The sequence below is a fragment of the Micromonospora sp. DT178 genome (genome assembly GCF_049841695.1).
Classification (GTDB): Bacteria; Actinomycetota; Actinomycetes; order Mycobacteriales; family Micromonosporaceae; genus Micromonospora.
Window position 1 is genome coordinate 112,528 of sequence record NZ_JBNCKV010000017.1, and the last position, 20,719, is coordinate 133,246.

General features: G+C 74.7%; 22 protein-coding genes and 1 riboswitch. Of the genes, 6 read left to right on the top strand and 16 right to left on the bottom strand.

What is annotated here, in order from left to right; all coding sequences use genetic code 11:
• Positions 1-108 precede the first annotated feature (108 nt).
• On the bottom strand, positions 109-516 hold the full coding sequence (locus tag ACLQ22_RS25870; protein WP_425694611.1) for a hypothetical protein: 408 nt from the start codon (positions 514-516) through the stop codon (positions 109-111).
• Between the two features lie 163 nt (positions 517-679).
• Positions 680-829 carry a hypothetical protein gene (locus ACLQ22_RS25875; RefSeq protein WP_158619081.1) on the bottom strand — a complete coding sequence of 50 codons (150 nt, stop codon included), beginning with the start codon at positions 827-829 and terminating at the stop codon, positions 680-682.
• A gap of 331 nt (positions 830-1,160) precedes the next feature.
• Between ACLQ22_RS25875 and ACLQ22_RS25880 the strand changes: the two genes are divergently transcribed.
• A complete protein-coding gene (locus ACLQ22_RS25880) occupies positions 1,161-1,523 on the top strand; it encodes an STAS domain-containing protein (protein ID WP_088998998.1) in 363 nt (120 codons plus the stop codon).
• A gap of 90 nt (positions 1,524-1,613) precedes the next feature.
• On the opposite strand, the gene surE is transcribed toward ACLQ22_RS25880, so the two are convergent.
• Positions 1,614-2,438 carry a 5'/3'-nucleotidase SurE gene (gene surE, locus ACLQ22_RS25885; protein WP_425694612.1) on the bottom strand — a complete coding sequence of 275 codons (825 nt, stop codon included), beginning with the start codon at positions 2,436-2,438 and terminating at the stop codon, positions 1,614-1,616.
• On the bottom strand, positions 2,435-3,412 hold the full coding sequence (locus ACLQ22_RS25890) for a 1-phosphofructokinase family hexose kinase (RefSeq protein WP_425694613.1): 978 nt from the start codon (positions 3,410-3,412) through the stop codon (positions 2,435-2,437). The genes surE and ACLQ22_RS25890 overlap by 4 nt, the downstream gene beginning before the upstream one ends.
• A gap of 177 nt (positions 3,413-3,589) precedes the next feature.
• Between ACLQ22_RS25890 and ACLQ22_RS25895 the strand changes: the two genes are divergently transcribed.
• Positions 3,590-4,057, top strand: a complete 468-nt coding sequence (locus tag ACLQ22_RS25895) for an SRPBCC family protein (RefSeq protein ID WP_425694614.1) — start codon at positions 3,590-3,592, stop codon at positions 4,055-4,057.
• 88 nt (positions 4,058-4,145) lie between these two features.
• Here ACLQ22_RS25895 and ACLQ22_RS25900 read toward each other — a convergent pair whose 3' ends face one another.
• From ACLQ22_RS25900 to ACLQ22_RS25915, 4 genes are all read right to left on the bottom strand, one after another.
• Entirely contained in the window at positions 4,146-5,231 is a 1,086-nt protein-coding gene (locus ACLQ22_RS25900; protein ID WP_425694666.1) for a coiled-coil domain-containing protein, read from the bottom strand.
• Between the two features lie 13 nt (positions 5,232-5,244).
• Positions 5,245-5,376, bottom strand: a riboswitch (cyclic di-AMP (ydaO/yuaA leader).
• Between the two features lie 153 nt (positions 5,377-5,529).
• On the bottom strand, positions 5,530-6,447 hold the full coding sequence (locus ACLQ22_RS25905; protein ID WP_425694615.1) for a cation diffusion facilitator family transporter: 918 nt from the start codon (positions 6,445-6,447) through the stop codon (positions 5,530-5,532).
• A 77-nt stretch (positions 6,448-6,524) separates the two neighbouring features.
• Positions 6,525-8,642, bottom strand: a complete 2,118-nt coding sequence (locus ACLQ22_RS25910; protein WP_425694616.1) for a HelD family protein — start codon at positions 8,640-8,642, stop codon at positions 6,525-6,527.
• A 164-nt stretch (positions 8,643-8,806) separates the two neighbouring features.
• Positions 8,807-9,742: an alpha/beta fold hydrolase gene (locus tag ACLQ22_RS25915; protein WP_425694617.1), complete on the bottom strand. Its 936-nt coding sequence runs from the start codon at positions 9,740-9,742 to the stop codon at positions 8,807-8,809.
• A gap of 147 nt (positions 9,743-9,889) precedes the next feature.
• On the opposite strand from ACLQ22_RS25915, the gene ACLQ22_RS25920 reads away from it, so the two are divergent.
• Entirely contained in the window at positions 9,890-10,480 is a 591-nt protein-coding gene (locus ACLQ22_RS25920) for a carbonic anhydrase (protein ID WP_425694618.1), read from the top strand.
• 85 nt (positions 10,481-10,565) lie between these two features.
• Here the strand turns inward: ACLQ22_RS25920 and ACLQ22_RS25925 are convergent, their stop codons facing one another.
• Positions 10,566-10,895 (bottom strand): hypothetical protein, encoded by a 330-nt coding sequence (locus tag ACLQ22_RS25925; protein WP_074313395.1) that lies wholly within the window; start codon positions 10,893-10,895, stop codon positions 10,566-10,568.
• Between the two features lie 307 nt (positions 10,896-11,202).
• Here ACLQ22_RS25925 and ACLQ22_RS25930 point away from each other — a divergent pair, with 307 nt between their 5' ends.
• Positions 11,203-11,694 carry a DUF3145 domain-containing protein gene (locus ACLQ22_RS25930; RefSeq protein ID WP_121400330.1) on the top strand — a complete coding sequence of 164 codons (492 nt, stop codon included), beginning with the start codon at positions 11,203-11,205 and terminating at the stop codon, positions 11,692-11,694.
• Between the two features lie 77 nt (positions 11,695-11,771).
• Complete coding sequence (locus ACLQ22_RS25935; RefSeq protein WP_425694619.1) at positions 11,772-13,511, top strand: glycoside hydrolase family 3 protein; 1,740 nt, start codon at positions 11,772-11,774, stop codon at positions 13,509-13,511.
• Positions 13,512-13,517: 6 nt separating this feature from the next.
• Here the strand turns inward: ACLQ22_RS25935 and ACLQ22_RS25940 are convergent, their stop codons facing one another.
• Together ACLQ22_RS25940 and ACLQ22_RS25945 are read right to left on the bottom strand one after the other, a co-directional pair.
• Positions 13,518-14,168 carry a lipoprotein gene (locus ACLQ22_RS25940; protein ID WP_425694620.1) on the bottom strand — a complete coding sequence of 217 codons (651 nt, stop codon included), beginning with the start codon at positions 14,166-14,168 and terminating at the stop codon, positions 13,518-13,520.
• A gap of 74 nt (positions 14,169-14,242) precedes the next feature.
• Positions 14,243-15,142: a MerR family transcriptional regulator gene (locus tag ACLQ22_RS25945; protein ID WP_425694621.1), complete on the bottom strand. Its 900-nt coding sequence runs from the start codon at positions 15,140-15,142 to the stop codon at positions 14,243-14,245.
• Between the two features lie 88 nt (positions 15,143-15,230).
• On the opposite strand from ACLQ22_RS25945, the gene ACLQ22_RS25950 reads away from it, so the two are divergent.
• Positions 15,231-15,449 carry a hypothetical protein gene (locus ACLQ22_RS25950; RefSeq protein ID WP_425694622.1) on the top strand — a complete coding sequence of 73 codons (219 nt, stop codon included), beginning with the start codon at positions 15,231-15,233 and terminating at the stop codon, positions 15,447-15,449.
• A 97-nt stretch (positions 15,450-15,546) separates the two neighbouring features.
• Here the strand turns inward: ACLQ22_RS25950 and ACLQ22_RS25955 are convergent, their stop codons facing one another.
• The 5 genes from ACLQ22_RS25955 to ACLQ22_RS25975 form a co-directional block, all read right to left on the bottom strand.
• Positions 15,547-16,986 (bottom strand): acyl-CoA carboxylase subunit beta, encoded by a 1,440-nt coding sequence (locus ACLQ22_RS25955; protein ID WP_425694623.1) that lies wholly within the window; start codon positions 16,984-16,986, stop codon positions 15,547-15,549.
• A gap of 10 nt (positions 16,987-16,996) precedes the next feature.
• Positions 16,997-18,223: a beta-ketoacyl-ACP synthase II gene (gene fabF, locus ACLQ22_RS25960; protein ID WP_121400336.1), complete on the bottom strand. Its 1,227-nt coding sequence runs from the start codon at positions 18,221-18,223 to the stop codon at positions 16,997-16,999.
• A gap of 2 nt (positions 18,224-18,225) precedes the next feature.
• Complete coding sequence (locus ACLQ22_RS25965) at positions 18,226-18,465, bottom strand: acyl carrier protein (protein WP_007072348.1); 240 nt, start codon at positions 18,463-18,465, stop codon at positions 18,226-18,228.
• An 84-nt stretch (positions 18,466-18,549) separates the two neighbouring features.
• Positions 18,550-19,494: a beta-ketoacyl-ACP synthase III gene (locus ACLQ22_RS25970; protein WP_121400337.1), complete on the bottom strand. Its 945-nt coding sequence runs from the start codon at positions 19,492-19,494 to the stop codon at positions 18,550-18,552.
• Entirely contained in the window at positions 19,491-20,660 is a 1,170-nt protein-coding gene (locus ACLQ22_RS25975; protein ID WP_425694624.1) for an acyltransferase domain-containing protein, read from the bottom strand. Before ACLQ22_RS25975 ends, ACLQ22_RS25970 begins: the two co-directional genes overlap by 4 nt.
• Positions 20,661-20,719: the final 59 nt, after the last annotated feature.

Below are 20,719 nucleotides of genomic sequence, written 5' to 3' on the forward strand. Positions count from 1 at the left end.
GAACGGGCGCGGGCCCCGGCCGACCTCGCGGTCTTCCGGGGCCCGTTCGTCGCGACCGCGTGCGGCGGTCAGCCCGGCGTCGTCCAGGGCCCGCAGCCCCGGAGCCGGTCAGCCGTCGAGGCCGACGGGGGAGTTGGGCCGGTCGACGTCGACGAACTCGATGTCGTCCATCGCCCGGTCGCCCCGGCTGCCGGCGGCCCGCGCGGCGGTGCCGGCGGCCCAGCCGATCGCCGCGCCGACCAGCGTGGCGCCGATCAGCAGCGTCCAGGGCAGCGCGGGCCGGCGGCCGGCCAGCGCCTCGAAGGCCTGGGTGGCCCGGCGGCGGGCCTCGTCCGCCGCGGAGCCCACCAGGTCGCCGGCCTCGTCGGCGAGACCGGAGCCGCCCCGGCGGGCCGAACGGGCAGTGTCCCGGACGCTGTCGCTGGCGGAGCTGACCGCCGAGACCAGGTGCTGCCACGCCTGGTCCGTGATCCGCTCGGGCTTGCTGCGGCGGTCCAGCAGATTGCTTCCGAACATGGTGGGTACCTCCTCGGGTGCCGAAGCCGGCGGCCACTTCGGACTTCGGCGTCGCACCGGCGTGTGACGGTTCGCTCTTTTCCGCCTGTGCCCGGTGGGCCCGCTCCGCAAACCCCCGTGCGGCGGTGCGGGGGACGTCGGCGGACGGTGCGCGGGCCCGGCGTCAGCGGACGGCGACCGCCGCGGGCACGCCCCGCGCGAAGTCGTCGTCGCCGTCGTCGTCGTCATCGCCTCCGCCGCCGCCGAACCCGCAGGCCAGTACGAGGGCCAACAGCGCGCTGACGCCGGCCAGCGCGGCAAGTCTCCTGAACATCGATCGTCCTCCCGGTCGCAGTCGTGTCTCCGAGCCGATGCTAGGCAGAACGGGCAAGGCCCGGGGCCGAAGCGGAAGAGGCCACGCCGGGGGGCCGGCTGTTGGGCGTTGCCGGAGGGGGCCGGCTACCCTGGGGCGGCGCGACGCGTCAGCGGCAGCTGATCGTCGGGTAGACAAAACGTCAATAGTCCGGATAAGGGCGACTTGCTGTGCCCTGATCCGCGAATTGCTCATCCCGAGGGGTGGCGACCGAGGCCGTCAGAGGAATACTCTCGGTCGCGGCCCGCGTACTGATGAGGCGCCCGTCGGACGGGCGAGTGGAGGTGCTCGCGTGAGCCTGTCGATCGTGAAGTCGGTCCTGCCCGGTGGTGTCATCGAGATCGCCCCGCGGGGTGAGATCGACGTCGACACCGCGTACGAGGTGCGCGAGGCGATTGCCGAGGTCCTGACCAAGGGGCGTCCCGGTCGGATCGAGCTGAACATGCGGCTCGTCACCTTCATCGACTCGGTCGGCATCAGCGCGATGGTCGCCGGCTTCCAGACCGCGGAGGTGAGCGGCGTCAAGCTTGTCGTCACCGAGCCGAGCCGCTTCGTGCACCGGCAGCTCTGGGTGACCGGCCTGCTCGGCCTCTTCGGCGCCCCCGAGCCCTACTACGCCGGCGCGCCCACCCCCGAGGTCCTCCCCGGCGCCTGACGCGCCGACGTTCCCCGCCCCGCCCCGCCCGGACCCCGCCCTGCCCTGGCCCCGCCCCGGGCACCCGGCGGGAGGCGTGAGGCGGGCCGGTCAGGCGTCGCCGAGGCCCGACAGGTCGACGTCCGCCACCTCGGTGACCGCGCGGATCGCCGTCACCGAGGCGTACCCCTCGGCCAGCAGGGCGAGGTCGGTGCCGGGCTGCACGGCCTGCCCCGGCTCCTCCAGCGACGTGCGGACGAAGCCGTGCCCGGCCTCCGCCACCGTCATCTGCACCTGGCCGAAGGTGGCGAGCGTGCCCCGGCGTACCCCGCGCAGCCGGCCGTGCGGCAGGTCCGGCGCGTTCACGTTGAGCACGCTCTCGACCGGCCCGGCGGTGAGCCGGGGCAGCAGGTCCAGGGCGACCCGGGCGGCCGTCGCCCAGTGCCGCTCGGCGTCGCGTACCCGGGCGGCGGCGGCCACCGCGGCGCCCCCGCTGGCGGCCGTGCCCTCCCCGGCCGAGAGCACGTCGAGCGAGACGGCCATCGCCCGGCAGCCGTTCGCGGCGGCGGTGAAGGCCGCACCCACCGTGCCCGAGTGCAGCACCGCGCGTCCCGCGTTCGCGCCCCGGTTGATGCCGGACAGCACCACCGCCGGCGGGGGGCCGAAGGCGCCGTGCACGGCGATCAGCGCGATGAAACCGGGGGAGCCGCCGACCGCGAACGCCGGCACCCCCGGCGCCTCCGGCAGCGGGTGCTCGTGGACCACCACGTGCCCGTCGCGCTCCACGGCGGTCATCGCGGCGCTGGTGCCGCTCGCCTCCTCCAGCGGCGCGGCGACGACCACGTCCAGGCCCCGGTCCGCCGCCGCCCGCGCGAGCGCCTGGATGCCGGGTGCGGCGATCCCATCGTCGTTGGTGACCAGTACCCGCAGCGTCATCGCCCGGCCGCCCGGTCGGCCAGTTCGTCGGGGCTGGTCCGCTCCTGCGGCCGGCTGCCGGCCGGTACGAGGCGCACCCGGTCGACCAGGCCGGTGATCGAGTCGAGCCGGCCGGTGCCGAGGCCGTGCCGGGTCACGTTCAGCGCGCCGGCCGCCGCGCCGGTACGGATCGCGGTGCGCACGTCACCGCCGCGCGCCACCACGGCCGCCACCCCGGCGGTCATCGAGTCGCCCGCCCCGCGCGGGTCGGCTGCCTCCAGTCGGGGCATCTCGACCTCGAAGACCTCGCCGTCGACCAGGGCGAGGGCGGGCTTGTCGGCCCGGCTCACCACCACGTTCTCGGCGCCGCCGGCATGCAGGTCGTACAGGGCCCGGGTGAGCTGCTCCTCGTCCTCGCCGTCGGCGCGGCCGTCGGCGATCAGCTCCTCGTGGCTGACCTTGAGGAAGAAGACGCCGCTGTCCAGCACGGCGTCGAGGTGCTCGCCGCAGAGGTCTACCACCACCCGGCTGCCGTTGGCCCCGAGGTCGGCGGCGAACCGCCGGTAGAGGTCGGCCGGGACCAGCGACGGCTCGTTCGGCCCGCTCAGCACGCTGACCGTGGCGCGCAGGCCCTCGCCGAGCGCCAGGTTGTAGAGCTCGTCCAGCTCGTGCCGGCTGAGCGGCTGGCCGGGCACGTCCACGATCTCCTGCCGGGAGCCGTCGCGCCGATCGTGCACGTAGCCGCCGCTGCCGGAGTCGCGGACCACCACCTTGAGGTTCACCCCCTCGCTGACCAGCAGCGGCTCCAGCACCTGGCCGATCTCGCCGCCGAGGGCGGTGCAGAGCACCACGTCGACCCCGAGCGACATCACCATCCGGGCCTGCCAGACGCCCTGCCCGCCGGGGTGCAGGTGCAGCTCCGGCTCCTCGCTGGGCTGGTCGACGGTCACCGTCAGCCGGGGCGTGGGCGCGAAGACCATCACGTGCCCGCTCATCCGTCGTACCCGTTCATGCGCCCGCCCTCCGCCGACCGACACGTGCCGTGACCATTCACCAGCTGACCGTAGTGGGATCGGCGGCTGGGCGTCCGGACTCCGGGCGGGATCGGCGCGGCGTTGCCAGCGCGCCCGGCATGCGCGACGATCGGGCGACCACCGACGCTGGGAGACGGCGTGCTCAGGCGAAGTTCCTTCAGCTACACCGTCCAGGCGCGCTGCTCCCTCGCGCAGGCAGCGGCGCTGCTCGCCGACCCCGCCCGGCAGGTGGACCTGCACCCGCTGATCGTCCGGGTCCGTCGGGTGTCGCCCCGTCCCGGCGCGCGCGCCAGCTACGACATCACCGATCGGTTGGCCGCCGGGCCGGTGCGCCTGCCGATCACCTACCGCGCCGACGTCCTCGTCGACGATCCGGACGAGATCGTCACCGTGGCCCGCCAGTGGCCCGCCACCACCGTCCGCAACCACACCCGGCTGCGGGCGGAGCCCGACGGCGTGGTCCGCATCGAGGTCGAGATCACCCTCGCCGCGCCCGCGCCGCTCTTCGGCTACGCGTTCCGCCAGGCCCGCGCCGCCCACCTCGGGCTGGCCGCGCGCCTCGCCGCGGCCCTCGACACGAACCCGCCCGGACCGCCGGCCGGCTGACCGCGAAGCAGCCAGGCCCGGCCGGAGGCGACGGGCGCCGTGTGCGCCCCGGCGACCCCGCGACGGGCGGGGCACCGGGGCGCGGGCGTCAGTAGACCGACAGGTGCACGTGGTTGGTGTGGTCGCTGGACGGGTCGCCGTTGGCTCCGCTGTACGACTTCCACCCGCTGCTCGGCAGCCAGATCTGCCGGTACCAGATCACGTAGAGCACGGCGAGCCGGTCGGCGTTGCGCACGAAGTACGCCGACAGGTTGTTGCCGTACGTCCGGTCGCCGCCCGTGGCGTCGCCGCCGAAGCCGCCCTTCTGGGCCGCGAAGTCGCAGGCCCGGCCCTTCGGGTGCTCGCCCGAGCCGCCGGGGCGGTAGCAGGAGACGTAACGGGTGAAGCCCGCCGCCTTGGCCTGGTTGAGCGCGTGCAGGGTGCGCGGGGTGATGCAGCCGTTGGCGGGGGTGGGGTCGTTGACGCTGCACGACTCGCGCGGCCAGGAGCCGTCGGAGTTGCGTGGCGCCGCCTTCGCCGTCTTGCTCGACGTGCCGCCCGGCGAGGAGCCGCCGCCCGCGGACTGCTGCCGCTGTTGCTGCTGCTCGCGGTTGGCGACCGTCAGCGCCCGTTCGGCCTGCTCCTTGCGCTTGGCCATCACGCTGACCTGCTTGCGCTGCTCCCGGATCTCGCCGTCCAGGGCCAGCTTGGTGCGGGTGGCCTCGTCCCGGGTCTCCTGGAGCTCGCGCAGGGCCCGGTCCTCCTTGGCGGCCACCGCGTCGAGGGCGGCGGCGCGGTCCATGAAGCCGTCCGGGGAGCTGCTGTTGAGCAGGGCGGACGCCACGCTGAGCCGGCCGGTGCGGTAGGCGGCCCCGGCGATCTCGCCGACCTTGGCGGTGCGCGCGGTCAGCTCGACCTCGGTGGTCTTGAGCTGTGCGGTGAGCTGCTGCTGCCGCTTGGCCGACGTGTCCAGGGCGCGCTTGGCGTCGAGGTAGCCCTTGCTGGCGGCCTCCAGCTGGGCCCGCAGGGCGGGCGTGCCGCCCTCCTCGTCCTGGCCGGGAGCCGCGGCGAGCAGGCCGGCGCGGGTGGCGGCCGCCGCCGGGGCGGCGGTGACCGGGGCCACCGCGGCGCCGAGGGCGAGCATCGTGGCGATCAGGGCCGCCGTGCGGGCGGCACGTCGTCGTACGGGTGCCATCACTGGCATACACGTGTCCTTCCGTCAGCCGCCGACCGGGTTAGCTGACGGGTTCGGGACGGAAGATCCCTACCGCTGACGCGGATGCACCCCACGAACTTGGTTCCCCGGTTCGCCCCGTCGGGCGATTAGGCGGCGGCCACCGCCGGCACCGGTGGGTGCCGCCTGGCGGAGGCCGAAGCCGAGCCTACCGGTGCCGGTGTGACTGGTGCACCGCAGGTGACGGACGGTGCGCGTCCACTAACAGTCAAATCCGGCATAAGGCCACAATACTCTCCCAGATTTAAGGTTGTCCTCATTACCACTCGACCGCCCCACAGGCCCCGGGCGACGCTCCCGGCTCGATCTGCAACGTGGCGTGCTCGATCTGGAAGTCGTCGTGCAGCGCGGCCCGGGCGGCGCCCAGCACCGCGCCGACCTCCGCGCCGGGGGCCATGGTCAGGTGCGCCGAGGCCACCTCCATCCCGGAGGTCAGCGTCCAGACGTGCAGGTCGTGCACCTCGGCGACGCCGGGCACGGCGGCCAGCCGGTCGTGCACTGCGGTGACCTGGAGGTGTTCCGGCGCGGCCTGCACCAGGATGCGCAGCGCGGCCCGCCCGAGCCGCCAGGTGCGCGGCAGGATGAACACGCCGATTCCGACCGCCACCAGCGGGTCCGCCCACCACCAGCCGGTGGCGACGATCAGCAGCGCCGCCCCGATCACCCCGAGTGACCCCAGCAGGTCGCCGAGCACCTCCAGGTACGCGCCGTGGACGTTGATGCTCTCCTTCGCCCCGGAGCGCAGCAGCGCGAAGGCGCCGACGTTGGCGAGCAGGCCGAGCACGGCGACCACGAGCATCGGGCCGGCCAGCACCTCGGGCGGGTCGCCGAAGCGGCGCACCGCCTCGATCACGACGTAGACCGCGACCCCGGAGAGCAGCGCGGCGTTGGCCAGCGCGGCCAGCACCTCCAGCCGGTAGAGGCCGAAGGTGCGCTGCGGGTCGGCGCCCGCCCGCCGGGTCGCGGCGATCGCCGCGAGCGCCATGCCGATGCCGAGCACGTCGGTGAACATGTGCCCGGCGTCGCTCAGCAGGGCCAGTGAGCCGGTGCGGAAGGCCGCCACCGCCTCCACCACCATCAGGCCGGCGAGCAGCCCGAACGCCGCCCAGAGCCGGCCCCGGTGGCGGTGCGCGGCGTTCGCCACCGACCCGTGATGGTGGTCATGACCTGCGCCCACGCGCCCATCCTCCCTCGGGGGGTCCGGATTCGCGTTCAATTTATGCTGACATCGCTATGTATGCAAGTAACGGATCCTCAGCCGATCGGGTCGACGGTGGTCAGCCGCTGGGTGGCCCGGGACAGCGCCACGTAGAGCGTCCGTACCCCCGACCCCGGGTCGGCCCGGATCTCGCCCGGGGCGACGAGGACGACCCCGTCGTACTCCATGCCCTTGGCCTCCAGGCTGGTCACCACCTGTAGGCGCGGCGCGCCGAGCCCGCCCAGCCAGCCGGCCACCTCGTCGCGGCGGGGCACCGGCGTGATCACGCCGACCGTGCCCTCGACCTCGGCGAGCAGCGCGCCGGCCGCCGCCACCACCGCGGCCTCCAGCTCCGCCGGCGGCACCGCCAGCTCGACCGGTTCGACGCCCGTGGAGCGCACCGCCCTGGGCAGCGGGAGGTCCGGGTGCAGCCGACGGATCTCGGCCGCCGCCACCGCGAAGATCTCCGCCGAGTTGCGGTAGTTCGTGGTGAGGGTGAAGTGGTGTCGCTTGCGCCGGCCCAGCGCCTGGTCCCGGGCGCGCGTCAGCTCCTCCGGATCCCCCGTCCACGCCGTCTGCGCCGGATCGCCCACCACCGTCCACGAGGCCAGCCGACCCCGCCGGCCGATCATGCGCCACTGCATCGGCGAGACGTCCTGCGACTCGTCGACCACCACGTGCGCGTACTCCCGGTAGTCGTCGGGGCGTTCCCGGGCCGCGTCGCGGGCGGCGCGCTGCCGGTCGGCGAAGGTGCTCAGCTCGCGGACCCCGCCGGTCAGCTGGAACGGGTCCCGCTTCGCCCGGGCCGGCCGCATCGGCTTGCCGAGCAACGCGTCCAACTCGTCGAGCAGCGCGATGTCGGCGATCGTCAGCCCGGCGGCGTCGAGGCCCCGGTACGCGTCGGTCAGCAGCCGGATCTCGGCGCGGGAGAGGATCCCCCCGGCGTAGCGGTGCAGCCGGTCCGGGCGGGCCAGCCAGCCCAGCACGTGCCGGGGGTGCAGCCGGGGCCACCACGCCTTGAGGAACTCCCGGAACTCCGGCCGCTCGGCGATCTCGTCCTCGAACGCGCGCTGCTCGGGCAGCCGGCCGACGCCCAACTTGCGGGCCTGCGCCCACAGCGCGGCGAAGACCCCGTCGAAGCCGGCCCGGCGCACCTCGTTGCGCCGGGCGCCCCGGGGCATCGCCCGGTCGCGGATGTCGTCCAGCTCGCGGCGCTCCAGCCGGAGCAGCGTGCCCCGGTAGAGCAGGCGCAGCTCGGTCGGGCCGTCCGGCACCGCGTCGCGGGTCGCCCGCTCCAGCACCCGCCGCATCCGCAGCGAACCCTTGACCGCCGCCACCGCCGGCGGATCGGTGCGGGTGGCGGTCATGCCCGCGAAGAGCGTGCCCAGCGAGTGCAGGGTGGCGGTGTCCTCGCCGAGCGAGGGCAGCACCGAGGCGATGTACTCGACGAAGACCGAGGAGGGGCCCACCACCAGGATGCCGCCCCCGGCGAAGCGGCTGCGGTCGGAATAGAGCAGGTACGCGGCCCGGTGCAGGGCGACGGCCGTCTTCCCGGTGCCCGGACCGCCGGACACGATCGTCACGCCCGAGCCGGGGGAGCGGATCGCCTCGTCCTGCTCCCGCTGGATGGTGGCGACGATGTCCCGCATTCCCCGGCCGGTGGCCTTCGACAGCGTGGCCAGCAGCGCGCCGTCGCCGACCACCGCCATGTCGGCGGGCGCGGCGACCGGATCGAGCAGGTCGTCCTCGATCCGGGTGACCCGCTCGGCGGAGGACTGGATCGTGCGTCGCCGTACCACGCCCAGCGGCTGCGCGGGGGTGGCCTGGTAGAAGGCGGCGGCGGCCGGGGCCCGCCAGTCGACCACCAGGGTGGAGGCGTCGTCGTCCCGGATGCCGAGCCGCCCGACGTGCAGCACCTGCCGGTCGAGCAGGTCCAGCCGGCCGAAGACCAGGCCCTCGTGCTCGGCGTCCAGCATGTGCCGCCGCCGCGCGGCGTGGAACACCATCGCGTCCCGTTCGACCAGCGCCCCGAAGTTGCCCACCCGGGCGAGCCGGTAGCCCTCCTTCTCGGCGCTGACCGCCGACCGGCGCAGCTCGGCCAGTCGGGCGTACACCCGGTCGAGATGCCGCTGCTCGACGGCGATCTCCTGTTCCAGGGTGGTCTGGTCGCTCACCGCTCGCTCCTCCTGACGTCGGCGGCGGGCGACGCGAACCGCGCGAACCGCGCCAGGCCAACCGCAAGAGGGTACGGCCCGCGCGCAACCAGCGGCGCGACCGGTGCGGGAAAGGAACCCGCGTCACGTCCGCAGCGGCCGCGTCGCGCCCTCGCCGGCCCGGCTCAGTCCGCCCGGGCGGCGGCGGTGGCGCCGGCCCCGGGGGCGGCGAGCACACGCCGGAGCACGCCGCCGAGCGCCGCGTTGACCTCGTCGGGGCGTTCCATCATCAGCATGTGCCCGGCACCCGGGCAGACGGTCAGCTCGGTCGCCGGCAGCGCGCCGGCGATCGACTCGGCGCAGGGCGGCGGGGTGAGCCGGTCCCGGTCGCCGACCAGGGCGGCGGCCGGCAGGTGGGCCAGCTCGGCGAGGGTGTCCAGCCGGTGCTGCGCCCCGATGGAGGCGCGGAACCCGCCGATCGAGCGGAGGGTGGCCCGGGCCACCGCCGAGGTGACCAACCGGATGTCGTGCGGGTCGCAGCGGTCGCCGAAGAGCATCCAGCGGATGCTGGGACGCAGCGCGCGCAGCAGCGCCCGGGGCGGTCGCCAGGCCCCGCACCGGGCCAGCACGCCGGCCCCGGTGGTCTCGGCGAGCCGGATCAGCCGGGCGATCCGGGGCGAGAGGCCGTAGGCGGTGTGCGTGTGGCCCTCGGCGGTGGTGGAGACGAAGACCAGCCCGGCCGTCCGGGCGGCGAAGTGCTCGGGGTGGCGGTGCGCGTACTCCATGATCGTCATGCCGCCCATCGAGTGGCCGACCAGCACGACACGACCGGTCGGGGCCACCTCGTCCAGCACCGCGGCCAGGTCGTCGCCGAGCTGGGCCACGGTGGCGGTGGGCAGCGCCATGCAGCTCGACCGGCCGTGGCCGCGCGCGTCGTAGGTCACCACCCGTACCGCGTCGCCGAAGCGTCGCCGCAGGTCGGCGAGCTGCCGGTGCCAGGCCCGCCCGTCCAGCGTCCAGCCGTGCAGCAGCACGACCGTGACCTCGGCGTCGGCCGGTCCGGTCGCCTCGACGTGCAGCCGTACGTCGTCGGGAAGACGTACCTCGACGTGCTCCGGCATCGTCACCTCCCCAGGGCCGCACGGAACCGCAACACCGGGGATACCCGGTGGTAACACCGGCTACCCGTCATGAGACCACGACAACCGTGTCGGTGAGAAGATTCGCAACCCGCTCCGGGCACCCGGCGGGCCCGCCAAGCTGGGGACATGGGGTCGCCCCGGGCCGCGCTGGCCGAGCTGCTCGCCGGCAACCGCCGCTTCGTCAGCGGCCAGCCGGTGCACGGCCACGACGTCACCGCCGCCGCCGCGGCGGCCTCGGGCGACCAGCAGCCGTACGCGGTGCTGCTCGGCTGCATCGACTCGCGGGTGCCGCTGGAGGCGATCTTCGACCAGACCTTCGGCTCGATCTGCGTGATCCGCACCGGTGGGCACGTGCTCGACCGGGCGGTGCTCGGCTCCATCGAGTACGTGGTCGGTGAGCTGGGCGTGCCGCTGGTGATGGTGCTCGGGCACGAGCGGTGCGGCGCGGTGGCCTCCGCCGTGGACGCGTTGCGCGCCGGGCGGTCGCCGGGCGGCGCGCTGGCCCACCTCGTCGACCAGATCGCCCCGGCGGTGCGTGAGGTGGGCGTCGACGACCCCCGGGTGCGTCCGATGGCGGTCCGGCGGCACGTGCTCCGTACGGTCGATGCCCTGCGCGCCGACGACCGGCTCGCCGCCCCGGCCGCCGCCGGCCGGCTGGCGGTGGTCGGCGCCCTCTACGACCTGGCGACCGGCGAGGTGGCCCTGCTGGAGACGTAGGAAGGCCCATCGCCCGGGTCCGCGGACGCGCAAACGCCCGCCGGGATGATCCCGACGGGCGGTCGCGGTGTCGCGTGGGGGAGGCTCAGCCCTCGAAGACGCCGGCCTCGACGAGGCGCTTCTCGGTGGCGTCCCAGCCGTCACCCGGGTGGGTGGTGTTGAGGTTGTTGATCTCGGCGCGGATCTTCGCGGCGTGGCCGGCGGCGGCCAGCACCCGGATCTCCTCGACGAAGGCCTCGGAGTCGGTGCGCAGGTGCGCGGTCTTGCCGTTGGTCAGGTTCCGCACGTAGGCGTGCTTGCCGCCGTTGAGCGGGATGAGGTACTTGAACTCGCCCAGCACGCTGAGGGCGCCACCCTGGCCAGCCTGGCCGGCCCGGACTGACGCGCGCGCGGTCTTAGAGGTGTTGCTCGCCACGGAGGTACTCCTTGCAAGACGTACGGGAGGACGGAACGTCCGGGGGCTGTGCGGACGACACCCTGGTGGGTGGGCCCGCGGAAGATGTGCGCGGCACAGGCCGCCGATGGAACTGTACACGACCACGATCCCTGGCTGGTCATCGCGTCGTGAGGGGTCAACGGGGGCACCCGTCCGACTATTCCGACCCGCGAATTTTCCGATTCCCTGGCGCACCATCCGTCACACCAGTCATCATGTGTTCCAGCAACCACTCGGGTGGTCGAGGTCGTAGGGGAAGACGCACCTCGCTCTCCGGGAGGTCACCGTGCCAACGCGTGGCGTCGTATACGTCCACTCGACCCCGCTCGCCGTGTGCTCACACGTCGAGTGGGCGATCGCGCGCGTCCTCGCCGCGCCGGTCAACCTGCAGTGGACGGCTCAGCCCGTCGACCCCGGCGCACGCCGGGCCGAGTGCGGGTGGACCGGTCGTCCGGGGACGGGCGCCGAGCTGGCTGCTGCCCTCCGGCAGTGGCCCATGATCCGTTTCGAGGTCACCGAGGAACCGAGCCCCGGCGCCGACGGCGAGCGCTTCATGTACGTGCCCGGGCGGGGCCTGTTCCGGGCGAGCGTCGGGGCGGCCGGCGACATCCAGCTCGGCGAGGACCGCCTGCGCAGCATCATGGCGGGCGCGCGGGCGCCCGAGGCCCTCGCGCACGCCCTCGACAAGGCGCTCGGCACGGCGTGGGACGCCGAACTGGAGCCCTACCGGTACGCCGGCGACGGTGCGCCGGTGACCCTGCTCACCCGCGTCGGCTGACGCCGGGGCCCGGACCGGGGCCGACTCCTCCTGCCGGGTGAAGGTCAAGTTGCCCCGATAAGGGGTGAACTGGTGGGATGGGCCGCGTGTCGACTATCCCGCGACGTGCCGGCGTCGCGCTCGCCGCCCTGACCGCACTGCTCGTCTCCGGGTGCTCCGGGCCGGCGGACCGCCGTCCCGACCCGGCGCCGACGAGCGCCGCCGCCCCGACGGCCGCCCCGACACCCGCCGCGAGCGTCCCCGGCGCCGACCCCGCCGCCCGCGCCGCCGCCCTCGTGGCCTCGCTGGCCGACGAGGACCTCGTCGGCCAGGTGCTGATGCCGTACGCCTACGGCGACGCGGCCACCCGGGTCTCGGCCGGCTCGGCGGCCGGCAACCAGGCGCTGGCCGGGGTGGACACCCCCGCCCAGATGGTCGAGAAGTACCGGCTCGGCGGGCTGATCCTGGTCGGCTTCAGCGCCGACGACCCCACCAAGGGCAACCAGGAGACGACAAACGTCGACAACCCGAAGCAGGTCCGCGCGCTGACCGACGGCCTGCGCGCGACCGCCGGCCGGCTGCCCGCCGGGCCGGCGCCCTTCCTGATCGGCACCGACCAGGAGCACGGCGTGGTCACCCGGATCACCGACGGCGTGACCCTGCTGCCGAGCGCCCTCGCCGCCGGCGCCGCCGGACGACCGGAGCTGACCGAGGCCGCCTGGCGGGCGGCCGGCACCGAACTCGCCGCGATGGGGATCAACCTCGACTTCGCCCCCGTCGCCGACGTGCTCGCCACCCGCAGCACCGTGATCGGCTCCCGGTCGTACGGGGCGGACCCGAAGGTGACGGCGGGACAGGTCGCGGGCGCGGTCCGGGGCCTGCAGGCCGCGGGCGTCGCGGCCACCGTCAAGCACTTCCCGGGGCACGGGCACAGCGCCGCCGACTCCCACGAGGGACTGCCGGTGCTCGACCAGCCCCGCCGGACGCTGGAGACCGGGGCGTGGCCGCCCTTCTCCGCCGCCATCGACGCCGGCACGATGGCCGTGATGTCCGCCCACCTCGACGCGCGGTCGGTGGACCCGGGCACCGCGGCGACCTTCTCGCACAAGCTGCTCACCGACGTGCTCCGTGGCCAACTCGGCTTCAAGGGCGTCGTCATCACCGACGGGATGAACATGCCGCCGGCCAAGCGCTGGTCGCCGGGCGAGGCCGCGGTGCGCGCGCTGAAGGCGGGCAACGACCTGATCCTGATGCCGCCGAACGTCCGTCAGGCGTACGACGGGCTGCTCGCCGCGCTCCGCGACGGCTCGCTGCCCCGCGCCCGCCTCGTCGAGGCCGCGACCCGGGTGCTGACGATGAAGTTCAAGCTGGCCGACCGGCCCACGCCCGAGCTGTCCACGCTGGCCGGCCCGGCACACCGCAAGGCGGCGGAGGACCTGGCCGCGGCGGCGGTGACGGTGCTGCGGGGCGCCTGCGGCGGCGGCGTACGGGGCCCGGTGACCGTGACCGCCTCCGGCGGGCGGGACCACACGCGGGCGGCGCTGACCGAGGCGCTCAAGGCGGCCGGGGTCAAGGTGGTGGCCGGCGGCGGCACGGTGGTGCACCTCGTCGGGTACGGCGACGGCGCCGGCGACCTGCGCGCCGACGCCGCCGTCACGGTCGCCATGGACACCCCGTACGTGCTGGCGAAGGCCAAGTCGCCCACCCTGCTGGCGACCTACTCCTCCAGCCGGGTGTCGATGACCGCCCTCGCCGGGGTGCTGGCCGGCAAGACCCGCCCGGGTGGCCGGTCCCCGGTGCCGGTGACCGGCCTGCCCGCCACGACCTGCGGCGCCTGAGCGGCGTCAGTCGCGGTTGATCCGGGCCGACTGCTTCACCAGCTGGTACGCCGGCAGCAGCTCCGCCGGCTCCGGCGTGTCGAGGCTCAGCACGATCGGACCGTAGAGGGAGGAGATCGCGATGGCCCGGTCGTGGACCGGGCCGCCGTCCTTCCTGGGGTAGCTCGCCTCGACGGCGTCGACGGTGCCGGCCTTCACCCGCCGGTACTCCGCGTCCGCGGCCTCCGGCGAGTACGCGTCGAGGAAGTGCTTCAGGTGCTCCTGGGCGCCGCCGGCGACCCCGTCGACCCGCCACACCCGCAGGAACCCGATGTCGCCGGTCGGCCGGGCGTCGATCTCGCACAGCATGAGGGCCTTGTCGAGGCGGGGCTCGCCGAACTTCGCCGAGCCCCGCACCGCCTCGACCTTCCACCCGGCGGGCACCGAGAACGTGACCGGCAGCTCGCAGGGCGTGCCCTTGCCGCCCACCGTGGTGCCGGCGGGAGCCGCCACCACCTCGTCGTGCCAGGGCGGGCCGGGGGTCACCGGCGAGCCGGTGGGGCCCGGCGAGGCCGACGGCCGGCCGGCGCCCGACGGCGACTCCTTCCCCTCGGCACAGCCGGCGGTCAGCGCGGCGGTCAGCGCCGCGAGCACGGCGACACGAATACGACGTTCCATGGTGTCCATTCCCCGTTGACGACGAGAGCCGGCTCATCAAAGCGGCGCGGAACGGCGCCGTCAACGTGGTTGATCTAGGGCGCCGCGCGCAGGGCGGCCACCAGCCACTCCACGGCGGGCACCGCGGGCGGGAACGGGGGCCGCCGGTTGAGCACCCCGATCAGCTGCCAGTACCGCTCCACCTGCCGGTCGGTGAAGGCCGCGACGCCGTCGGCGAGCGCGAGCCGTTCGGCGCGGGACAGCCCCGGGTCCACCATCTCGTCGAGCACCGCCCGCGCCCGTCCGGAGTCCGGGGCGATCCCGGCGGCGAGCGCGGCGCGCGCCGGCTCGATGGAGGGCAGCGCCGGCGGCGGGGAGGTCGCCGCCGCCCCGGCCACCGCCATCGCCCGTACCCGCAGCCGGAAGGCGGGGTCGGCGACCAGTTCGGCCAGCTCGATCCAGGCGTCCACCTCCTCGTCGGTGGGCTCGTCGGGCAGGTCGGTGGGGAGCGTCCGCATCGCCAGGGCCAGCCCGTCGCCGCCGGGGCCGGGCTCCACGCCGCCGAAGACCTCGGCGACGAACTCGTCGATGATCCGCTGCCGCTCCTGGGCGGAGAGGCGGGCCAGGTCGTTCATCAGTCTCAACTCCTCGGTCGTGCTGCCACGTCGGGCGACCGACCGCAGCACCGCCCGGCGCAGCCGCAGCGTGCGGATCTCCGCGTCCAGGGCGCGGCTGTGCGCCTGTGCCACCTCCCGGACGCTCATCCGCCGCTGGAGGATCCGGCGCACGTCGTCCAGGCCGATCCCCAGCTCCCGCAGGCTCCGGACCAGGTCCAGCCGGGCCACGGCCGCCGCGTCGTAGAGGCGGTAGCCGCCGGTGGAGCGCGCGGTGGGCGGGAGCAGGTCGAGGTCGGACCAGAAGCGGATCGTCCGGACGGACAGGCCGGTCCGGCGGGCGAGCTGCCCGATGGTGAACAGGTCGGTGCGGTCGTCCACGTCGAGAAGCCTCCTGCCTCCAGCCGCTGGAGAGTCAAGCCGGAAACCGGGTCGCGTCCGGCCCGCCCCGCCTGGCACCCTCGCGCACATGGCAACGGCTGAGGGTTTCGCGTACGTCGAACGGTCCGACGGCACGGTGGTCATCACCCACCATGGCCGGGCGGCGGGCACCCTGCGCGGCGGCCGGGCGGCGGAGTTCCTCGCCGAGGTCAACGGCGACCCGCAGCTCGTGATGGCCCGGTGGACCGGCAACTACCGCCGGGGCAACGAGCGGACCGCCCGCCAGCACCCCCGCAACCGGGGCTGAGCGACGCGGAAGGGCCCGCGCTCGTGCTGAGCGCGGGCCCTTCCGGCGGTACGTCGGCCGGCCGTCACGCGGTGGCCGCACCGATGCCGTGGTCGGTCTAGAGGGGGATGTTGCCGTGGGCGCCTCGTGCGGCGGGGGCGGCGGCGAGGGCTTCGGCGATGCGGCGGCGGGTCTCGGCCGGGGTGATGACGTCGTCGACGACGCCGATCTCGAGCGCCCGGTTGACGCCGCCGGCGATGCGGGTCTGCTCCTCGACGAGTTGCGCGCGCAGCGCCTCGCGCTCCTCGGCGGGGACGGCGGCGAGCTTCTTGCGGTGCAGGATGTTGACGGCGGCGCCGGCGCCCATCACCGCGACCTCGGCGTTGGGCCAGGCGAACACGGCGGTGGCGCCCAGGGAGCGGGAGTTCATCGCGATGTACGCGCCGCCGTAGGCCTTGCGGGTGACCAGGGTGACCCGGGGCACGACGGCCTCGGCGAAGGCGTGCAGGAGCTTCGCGCCCCGGCGGACGACGCCGTCCCACTCCTGGCCCAGGCCGGGCAGGTAGCCGGGGACGTCGACCAGGACGATCAGCGGCACGCCGAGGGAGTCGCACATGCGCACGAACCGGGCGGCCTTCTCGGCGCTGGAGGCGTCCAGGCAGCCGCCCAGGCGCAGCGGGTTGTTCGCGATGACCCCGACGGTACGCCCGGCGAAGCGCCCCAGGGTGGTCACCACGTTCGGCGCCCACTTGGCGTGCAGCTCCACCCCGGGGGCGTCCAGCAGCGCCTTCACCACCGGCTTGACGTCGTAGGCCCGGTTCGTCTCGACCGGCATCTTCGCCGTCAGGTCGTGTGCCCCCTCGTCCTGGGCGGCCACGTCGTCGGGCGACAGCCGCCCCTGCCGGCCCAGCAGCGCGGCGAGCCTGCGCGTCTCGACCAGCGCCGTCTCGTCGTCGGCGCAGGTCACGTGGACCACCCCGGAGCGGCGGCCGTGCGGCTCGGGCCCACCGAGGCGGGCCATGTCGACCTGCTCGCCGGTGACGCTGCGTACCACCTCGGGACCGGTCACGAAGATCCGGCCCGCGCCGCTCATCACCACGATGTCGGTCAGCGCCGGCCCGTACGCGGCGCCACCGGCCGCCGGGCCCAGCACCGTGGAGATCTGCGGCACCCGCCCCGAGGCGCGCACCATCGCCGCGAACACCTGACCCACCGCGTCCAGGGCGACCACGCCCTCGGCCAACCGCGCGCCACCCGAGTGCCACAACCCGATCACCGGCACCCGCTCCCGCACCGCGGTGTCGATCGCGTCCACGACGTGCCGGCACCCCTCGGTGCCCATCGCCCCGCCCATCCGCGTCGCGTCCGTGGCGTACGCGACGACCGGCGAACCGTCGATCTCACCCCGCGCCCACAGCACACCCGAGGTGTCGCGTGGCACCGACAACCGCAACGAACCCGCGTCGAACAACGCCCGGAGCCGCACCTCCGGATCCCGGTGGTCCGCGACGGACGACGCGTCCACGCCAACGGCGGTGGTGGTCACGTGAGCCTCCATGGCTGTGGTCTCAGGCCCGCGTGAAGACGAGAGCCACGTTGTGACCGCCGAAGCCGAACGAGTTGTTCAGCGCGGCGGGGATGTCCATGTGGCGCGCCTCGTTGGCGGCCACGTCCAGGCTGAGCCCGTCGTCGGGGTCGTCCAGGTTGATCGTCGGCGGTACGACGCCGTCGCGGATCGCCAGGATGGTGGCGATCGACTCCAGTGCGCCCGCCGCGCCCAGCAGGTGACCGGACATCGACTTGGTCGAGGTCAGCACCGGGTGGTCACCCAGCGCCGCGCGCAGCGCGGTGATCTCCGCGACGTCACCGACCGGGGTCGACGTGGCGTGCGCGTTGACGTGCACGATGTCCGCCTTGGCGACGCCCGCGTCCGCGATCGCCTTCGCGATCGCCCGGATCGCGCCCTCGCCCTCCGGATGCGGCTGGACGATGTCGTAGCCGTCGGAGGTGAGGCCGGCGCCGGCCAGCCGGGCGTAGACCCGGGCGCCCCGGGCGGCGGCGTGCTCCGCCCGCTCCAGCACCAGGATGCCCGCGCCCTCCCCGAGCACGAAGCCGTCGCGGCCCTTGTCCCACGGCCGGGAGGCCCGCTCCGGCTCGTCGTTGCGGGTCGACATCGCCCGCATCGAGCTGAACCCGGCGATCGGCAGCTGGTGGATGACCGCCTCGGTGCCGCCGGCCACCACCACGTCGGCCCGGCCGGCACGGATCATGTCCATGCCGAGCGCGATCGCCTCGGCGCCGGTCGCGCAGGCGCTGGCGACCGAGTGCACCCCCGCCTTCGCGCCCAGCTCCAGCCCCACCCAGGCGGCGGGGCCGTTCGGCATCAGCATCGGGATGGTGTGCGGGGAGACCCGCCGCGGGCCGGACGCCTCCAGGATGTCGTCCTGGGCGAGCAGCGTCAGCGCGCCGCCGATACCCGAGCCGACGCTGACGCCCAGCCGCTCCGGGTCCAGCCCGGAGTCGGCCAGGCCGGAGTCCGCCCAGGCCTGCTGCGCCGCGATGATCGCGATCGCCTCGGAACGGTCGAGCCGGCGCAGCTTGACCCGGTCGATCAGGCCGGTCGGCTCGACCGCGAGCCGGGCGGCGATGCGGACGGGCAGTTGCTCGGCCCACTCCTGGGTGAGCGGACCCACCCCGGAGCGGCCGGCGAGCATGGCGTCCCAGGTCGACGCGACGTCCCCGCCCAGCGGGGTGGTCGCGCCGAGCCCGGTGACGACGACGTCGGTGTGAGCCATGATCAGGACTGCGCCTCGATGTAGCTGACGGCGTCCCCGACGGTCTTCAGGTTCTGCACCTCGTTGTCCGGGATCTTGACGCCGAACTTCTCCTCGGCCGCCACCACGACCTCCACCATGGAGAGCGAGTCGACGTCCAGGTCGTCGGTGAAGGACTTCCCCTCGGCCACGTCGTCCGGGTTCACCCCGGCAACCTCTTCGAGGATCTCGGCGAGGCCGGCGGTGATCTCGTCACGGGTCATTGCGGTTGGTTCCTCTCATCGTGGATCATTCGACGGCCGACGACGCCGGCCGTCACTCCCCGGCGCAGCGGCCGGAGGGGCTTCTCAGGGGCAGCGGACGACCTGACCGGCGTAGGTCAGGCCGCCGCCGAAGCCGAAGAGCAGCACCGGGGCGCCGGACGGCACCTCCCGCCGCTCGACCAGCTTGGACAGGGCCAGCGGCACGCTCGCCGCCGAGGTGTTGCCGGACTCGACGATGTCCTTGGCGACGATCGCGTTGGGGATGCCGAGCCGCTTGACGATGCCGTCGATGATGCGGGCGTTGGCCTGGTGCGGGACGAAGGCCGCCAGCTCCGACGGGTCCACCCCGGCGCGCTCGCACGCCTGCCGGGCCAGCGGCGCCAGCTCCGTGGTGGCCCAGCGGAAGACCGACTGACCCTCCTGCTGGATGGACGGGCGCCAGCCCTCGATGCGTACCGCGTCGCCGCGCTCCGGCACCGAGCCCCAGACCACCGGGCCGACGCCGTCGGGCTCGCCCTCGCCGACTGCCGACACCACGGCGGCGCCGGCGCCGTCGGCGAAGATGATGCAGGTGGAGCGGTCCGTCCAGTCGACGATGTCGGACAGCTTCTCCGCGCCGATGACCAGGGCGTTGCGCGAGGCGCCGGCCCGGATGGCGTGGTCCACGGTGCCCAGCGCGTACGCGAAGCCGGAGCAGGCCGTGTTGAGGTCGAACGCCCCCGGCGCGGTGATGCCGAGCTTGGCGGCGACCCGGCAGGCCACGTTCGGGCTGCGGTCGGCGGAGCTGCACGTCGCTACCACGACCAGGTCGATGTCGGCGGCGGTGAGCCCGGAGTTGGCCAGCGCCTTGCCGGCGGCGGCGGCGGCCATGTCGGCGACCGTCTCGCCGTCGGCGATCCGCCGGGTGACGATGCCGACCCGGTCCCGGATCCACTCGTCGCTGGTCTCGACCAGCTGGGCGATGTCGTCGTTGGTGACCACGCGGGAGGGCTGGTAGTGCCCCAGCGCGACGATCCGGCTGCCGGTCATGCGTGTCCTCCGATGCGGACGAGCGGTTGGCCCGGCGCGACCGGGTCATCGTGGTGGGCGAGCCACTCGGTGAGCACGCCGCTGCCGTGCGCGGTCACCTCGACCGGGCCCTGCCGGGTGGCCACGTGGCCGACGACCTGGCCGGCGCGGAGCGTGTCGCCCTCGGCGAGTTCCCGCGCCGGCTCGAAGGTACCGGCCGACGGGGCCACCACCACGCGGAATTGCATGGTCGGCTCGTGACCCGGCGCCATCCCGTGCCGGGCGATCAGGTCCCGGGCGGCGGGCAGGTCGTCCGGGGTGTTGAGGGTGACCACCTCGGGGGCGCCGGCCCCCTTCAGCTCCCGCTTCACCAGGCCCGCGAGGGTGCCGGCCGGGGGCAGCTCGATCACGCCGGTCACCCCGAGGTCGGCCAGGGTACGCATGCAGAGGTCCCAGCGCACCGGCGCGGTGACCTGGCGGACCAGGCGCTGCACCATGTCGCGCCCGTGGTTGACCGCGGCCCCGTCGAGGTTCGACAGCAGGATCCGGGCCGGGTCGGTCGGGGTGATCCCGGCGGCCACGGCGGCCAGCGCCGTCTCGGCGGGGGCCATGTACGGCGTGTGGAAGGCGCCGGCCACCTTCAGGCGGATCACCCGGGCCTTCGCGGGCGGCTCGGCGGCGAGCTTCTCCAGCCCCTCGACGGCGCCGGCGGCGACGAACTGGCCGGCGCCGTTGCGGTTGGCCGGGTGCAGCCCGTGCGCGACGATCGAGGCGAGCACCTCGTCGGGGTCCCCGCCCAGCACGGCGGCCATCCCGGTCGGCTCCAGGGCGCAGGCGGCGGCCATCTCCCGGCCGCGTACGCCCGCCAGGGTGATCGCCGCCTCCGCCGGGAGCACCCCGGCGAGCGCCGCCGCGCCCAGCTCGCCGACGCTGTGGCCGGCGGTGAGCGTGACGTCGTACATCGGCAGGTGCTCGGCGGCCAGCAGCGCGGCGGCGACGAGCAGCGGCTGGGTGCGCGCGGTGTCCCTGATCTCGTCCGCGTCGGCGGCGGTGCCGAGGTGCAGCAGGTCGACCCCGGCCAGCGCCGACCACCAGCGCAGACGTGCCTCGGCGCCGGTGAGGTCCAGCCAGGGAGTCAGGAAGCCGGGTTTCTGGGAACCCTGGCCGGGTGAGAGTACGGCGAGCACGTCTATGACTCTCCCGGATACGCGCGGGTAGCGCTGTGCCGCCTTCGACCAAACCGCAC

Excerpts from the sequence above, each read along its gene's own strand:
- ACLQ22_RS25870 (WP_425694611.1), bottom strand. The coding sequence starts at position 516 with ATGTTCGGAAGCAATCTGCTGGACCGCCGCAGCAAGCCCGAGCGGATC.
- ACLQ22_RS25875 (WP_158619081.1), bottom strand. The coding sequence starts at position 829 with ATGTTCAGGAGACTTGCCGCGCTGGCCGGCGTCAGCGCGCTGTTGGCC.
- surE (WP_425694612.1), bottom strand. The coding sequence starts at position 2,438 with ATGACGCTGCGGGTACTGGTCACCAACGACGATGGGATCGCCGCACCC.
- ACLQ22_RS25890 (WP_425694613.1), bottom strand. The coding sequence starts at position 3,412 with ATGAGCGGGCACGTGATGGTCTTCGCGCCCACGCCCCGGCTGACGGTG.
- ACLQ22_RS25900 (WP_425694666.1), bottom strand. The coding sequence starts at position 5,231 with ATGGCACCCGTACGACGACGTGCCGCCCGCACGGCGGCCCTGATCGCC.
- ACLQ22_RS25915 (WP_425694617.1), bottom strand. The coding sequence starts at position 9,742 with ATGCCGGAGCACGTCGAGGTACGTCTTCCCGACGACGTACGGCTGCAC.
- ACLQ22_RS25920 (WP_425694618.1), top strand. The coding sequence starts at position 9,890 with ATGGGGTCGCCCCGGGCCGCGCTGGCCGAGCTGCTCGCCGGCAACCGC.
- ACLQ22_RS25935 (WP_425694619.1), top strand. The coding sequence starts at position 11,772 with ATGGGCCGCGTGTCGACTATCCCGCGACGTGCCGGCGTCGCGCTCGCC.
- ACLQ22_RS25940 (WP_425694620.1), bottom strand. The coding sequence starts at position 14,168 with ATGGAACGTCGTATTCGTGTCGCCGTGCTCGCGGCGCTGACCGCCGCG.
- ACLQ22_RS25950 (WP_425694622.1), top strand. The coding sequence starts at position 15,231 with ATGGCAACGGCTGAGGGTTTCGCGTACGTCGAACGGTCCGACGGCACG.
- ACLQ22_RS25955 (WP_425694623.1), bottom strand. The coding sequence starts at position 16,986 with ATGGAGGCTCACGTGACCACCACCGCCGTTGGCGTGGACGCGTCGTCC.
- fabF (WP_121400336.1), bottom strand. The coding sequence starts at position 18,223 with ATGGCTCACACCGACGTCGTCGTCACCGGGCTCGGCGCGACCACCCCG.
- ACLQ22_RS25965 (WP_007072348.1), bottom strand. The coding sequence starts at position 18,465 with ATGACCCGTGACGAGATCACCGCCGGCCTCGCCGAGATCCTCGAAGAG.
- ACLQ22_RS25970 (WP_121400337.1), bottom strand. The coding sequence starts at position 19,494 with ATGACCGGCAGCCGGATCGTCGCGCTGGGGCACTACCAGCCCTCCCGC.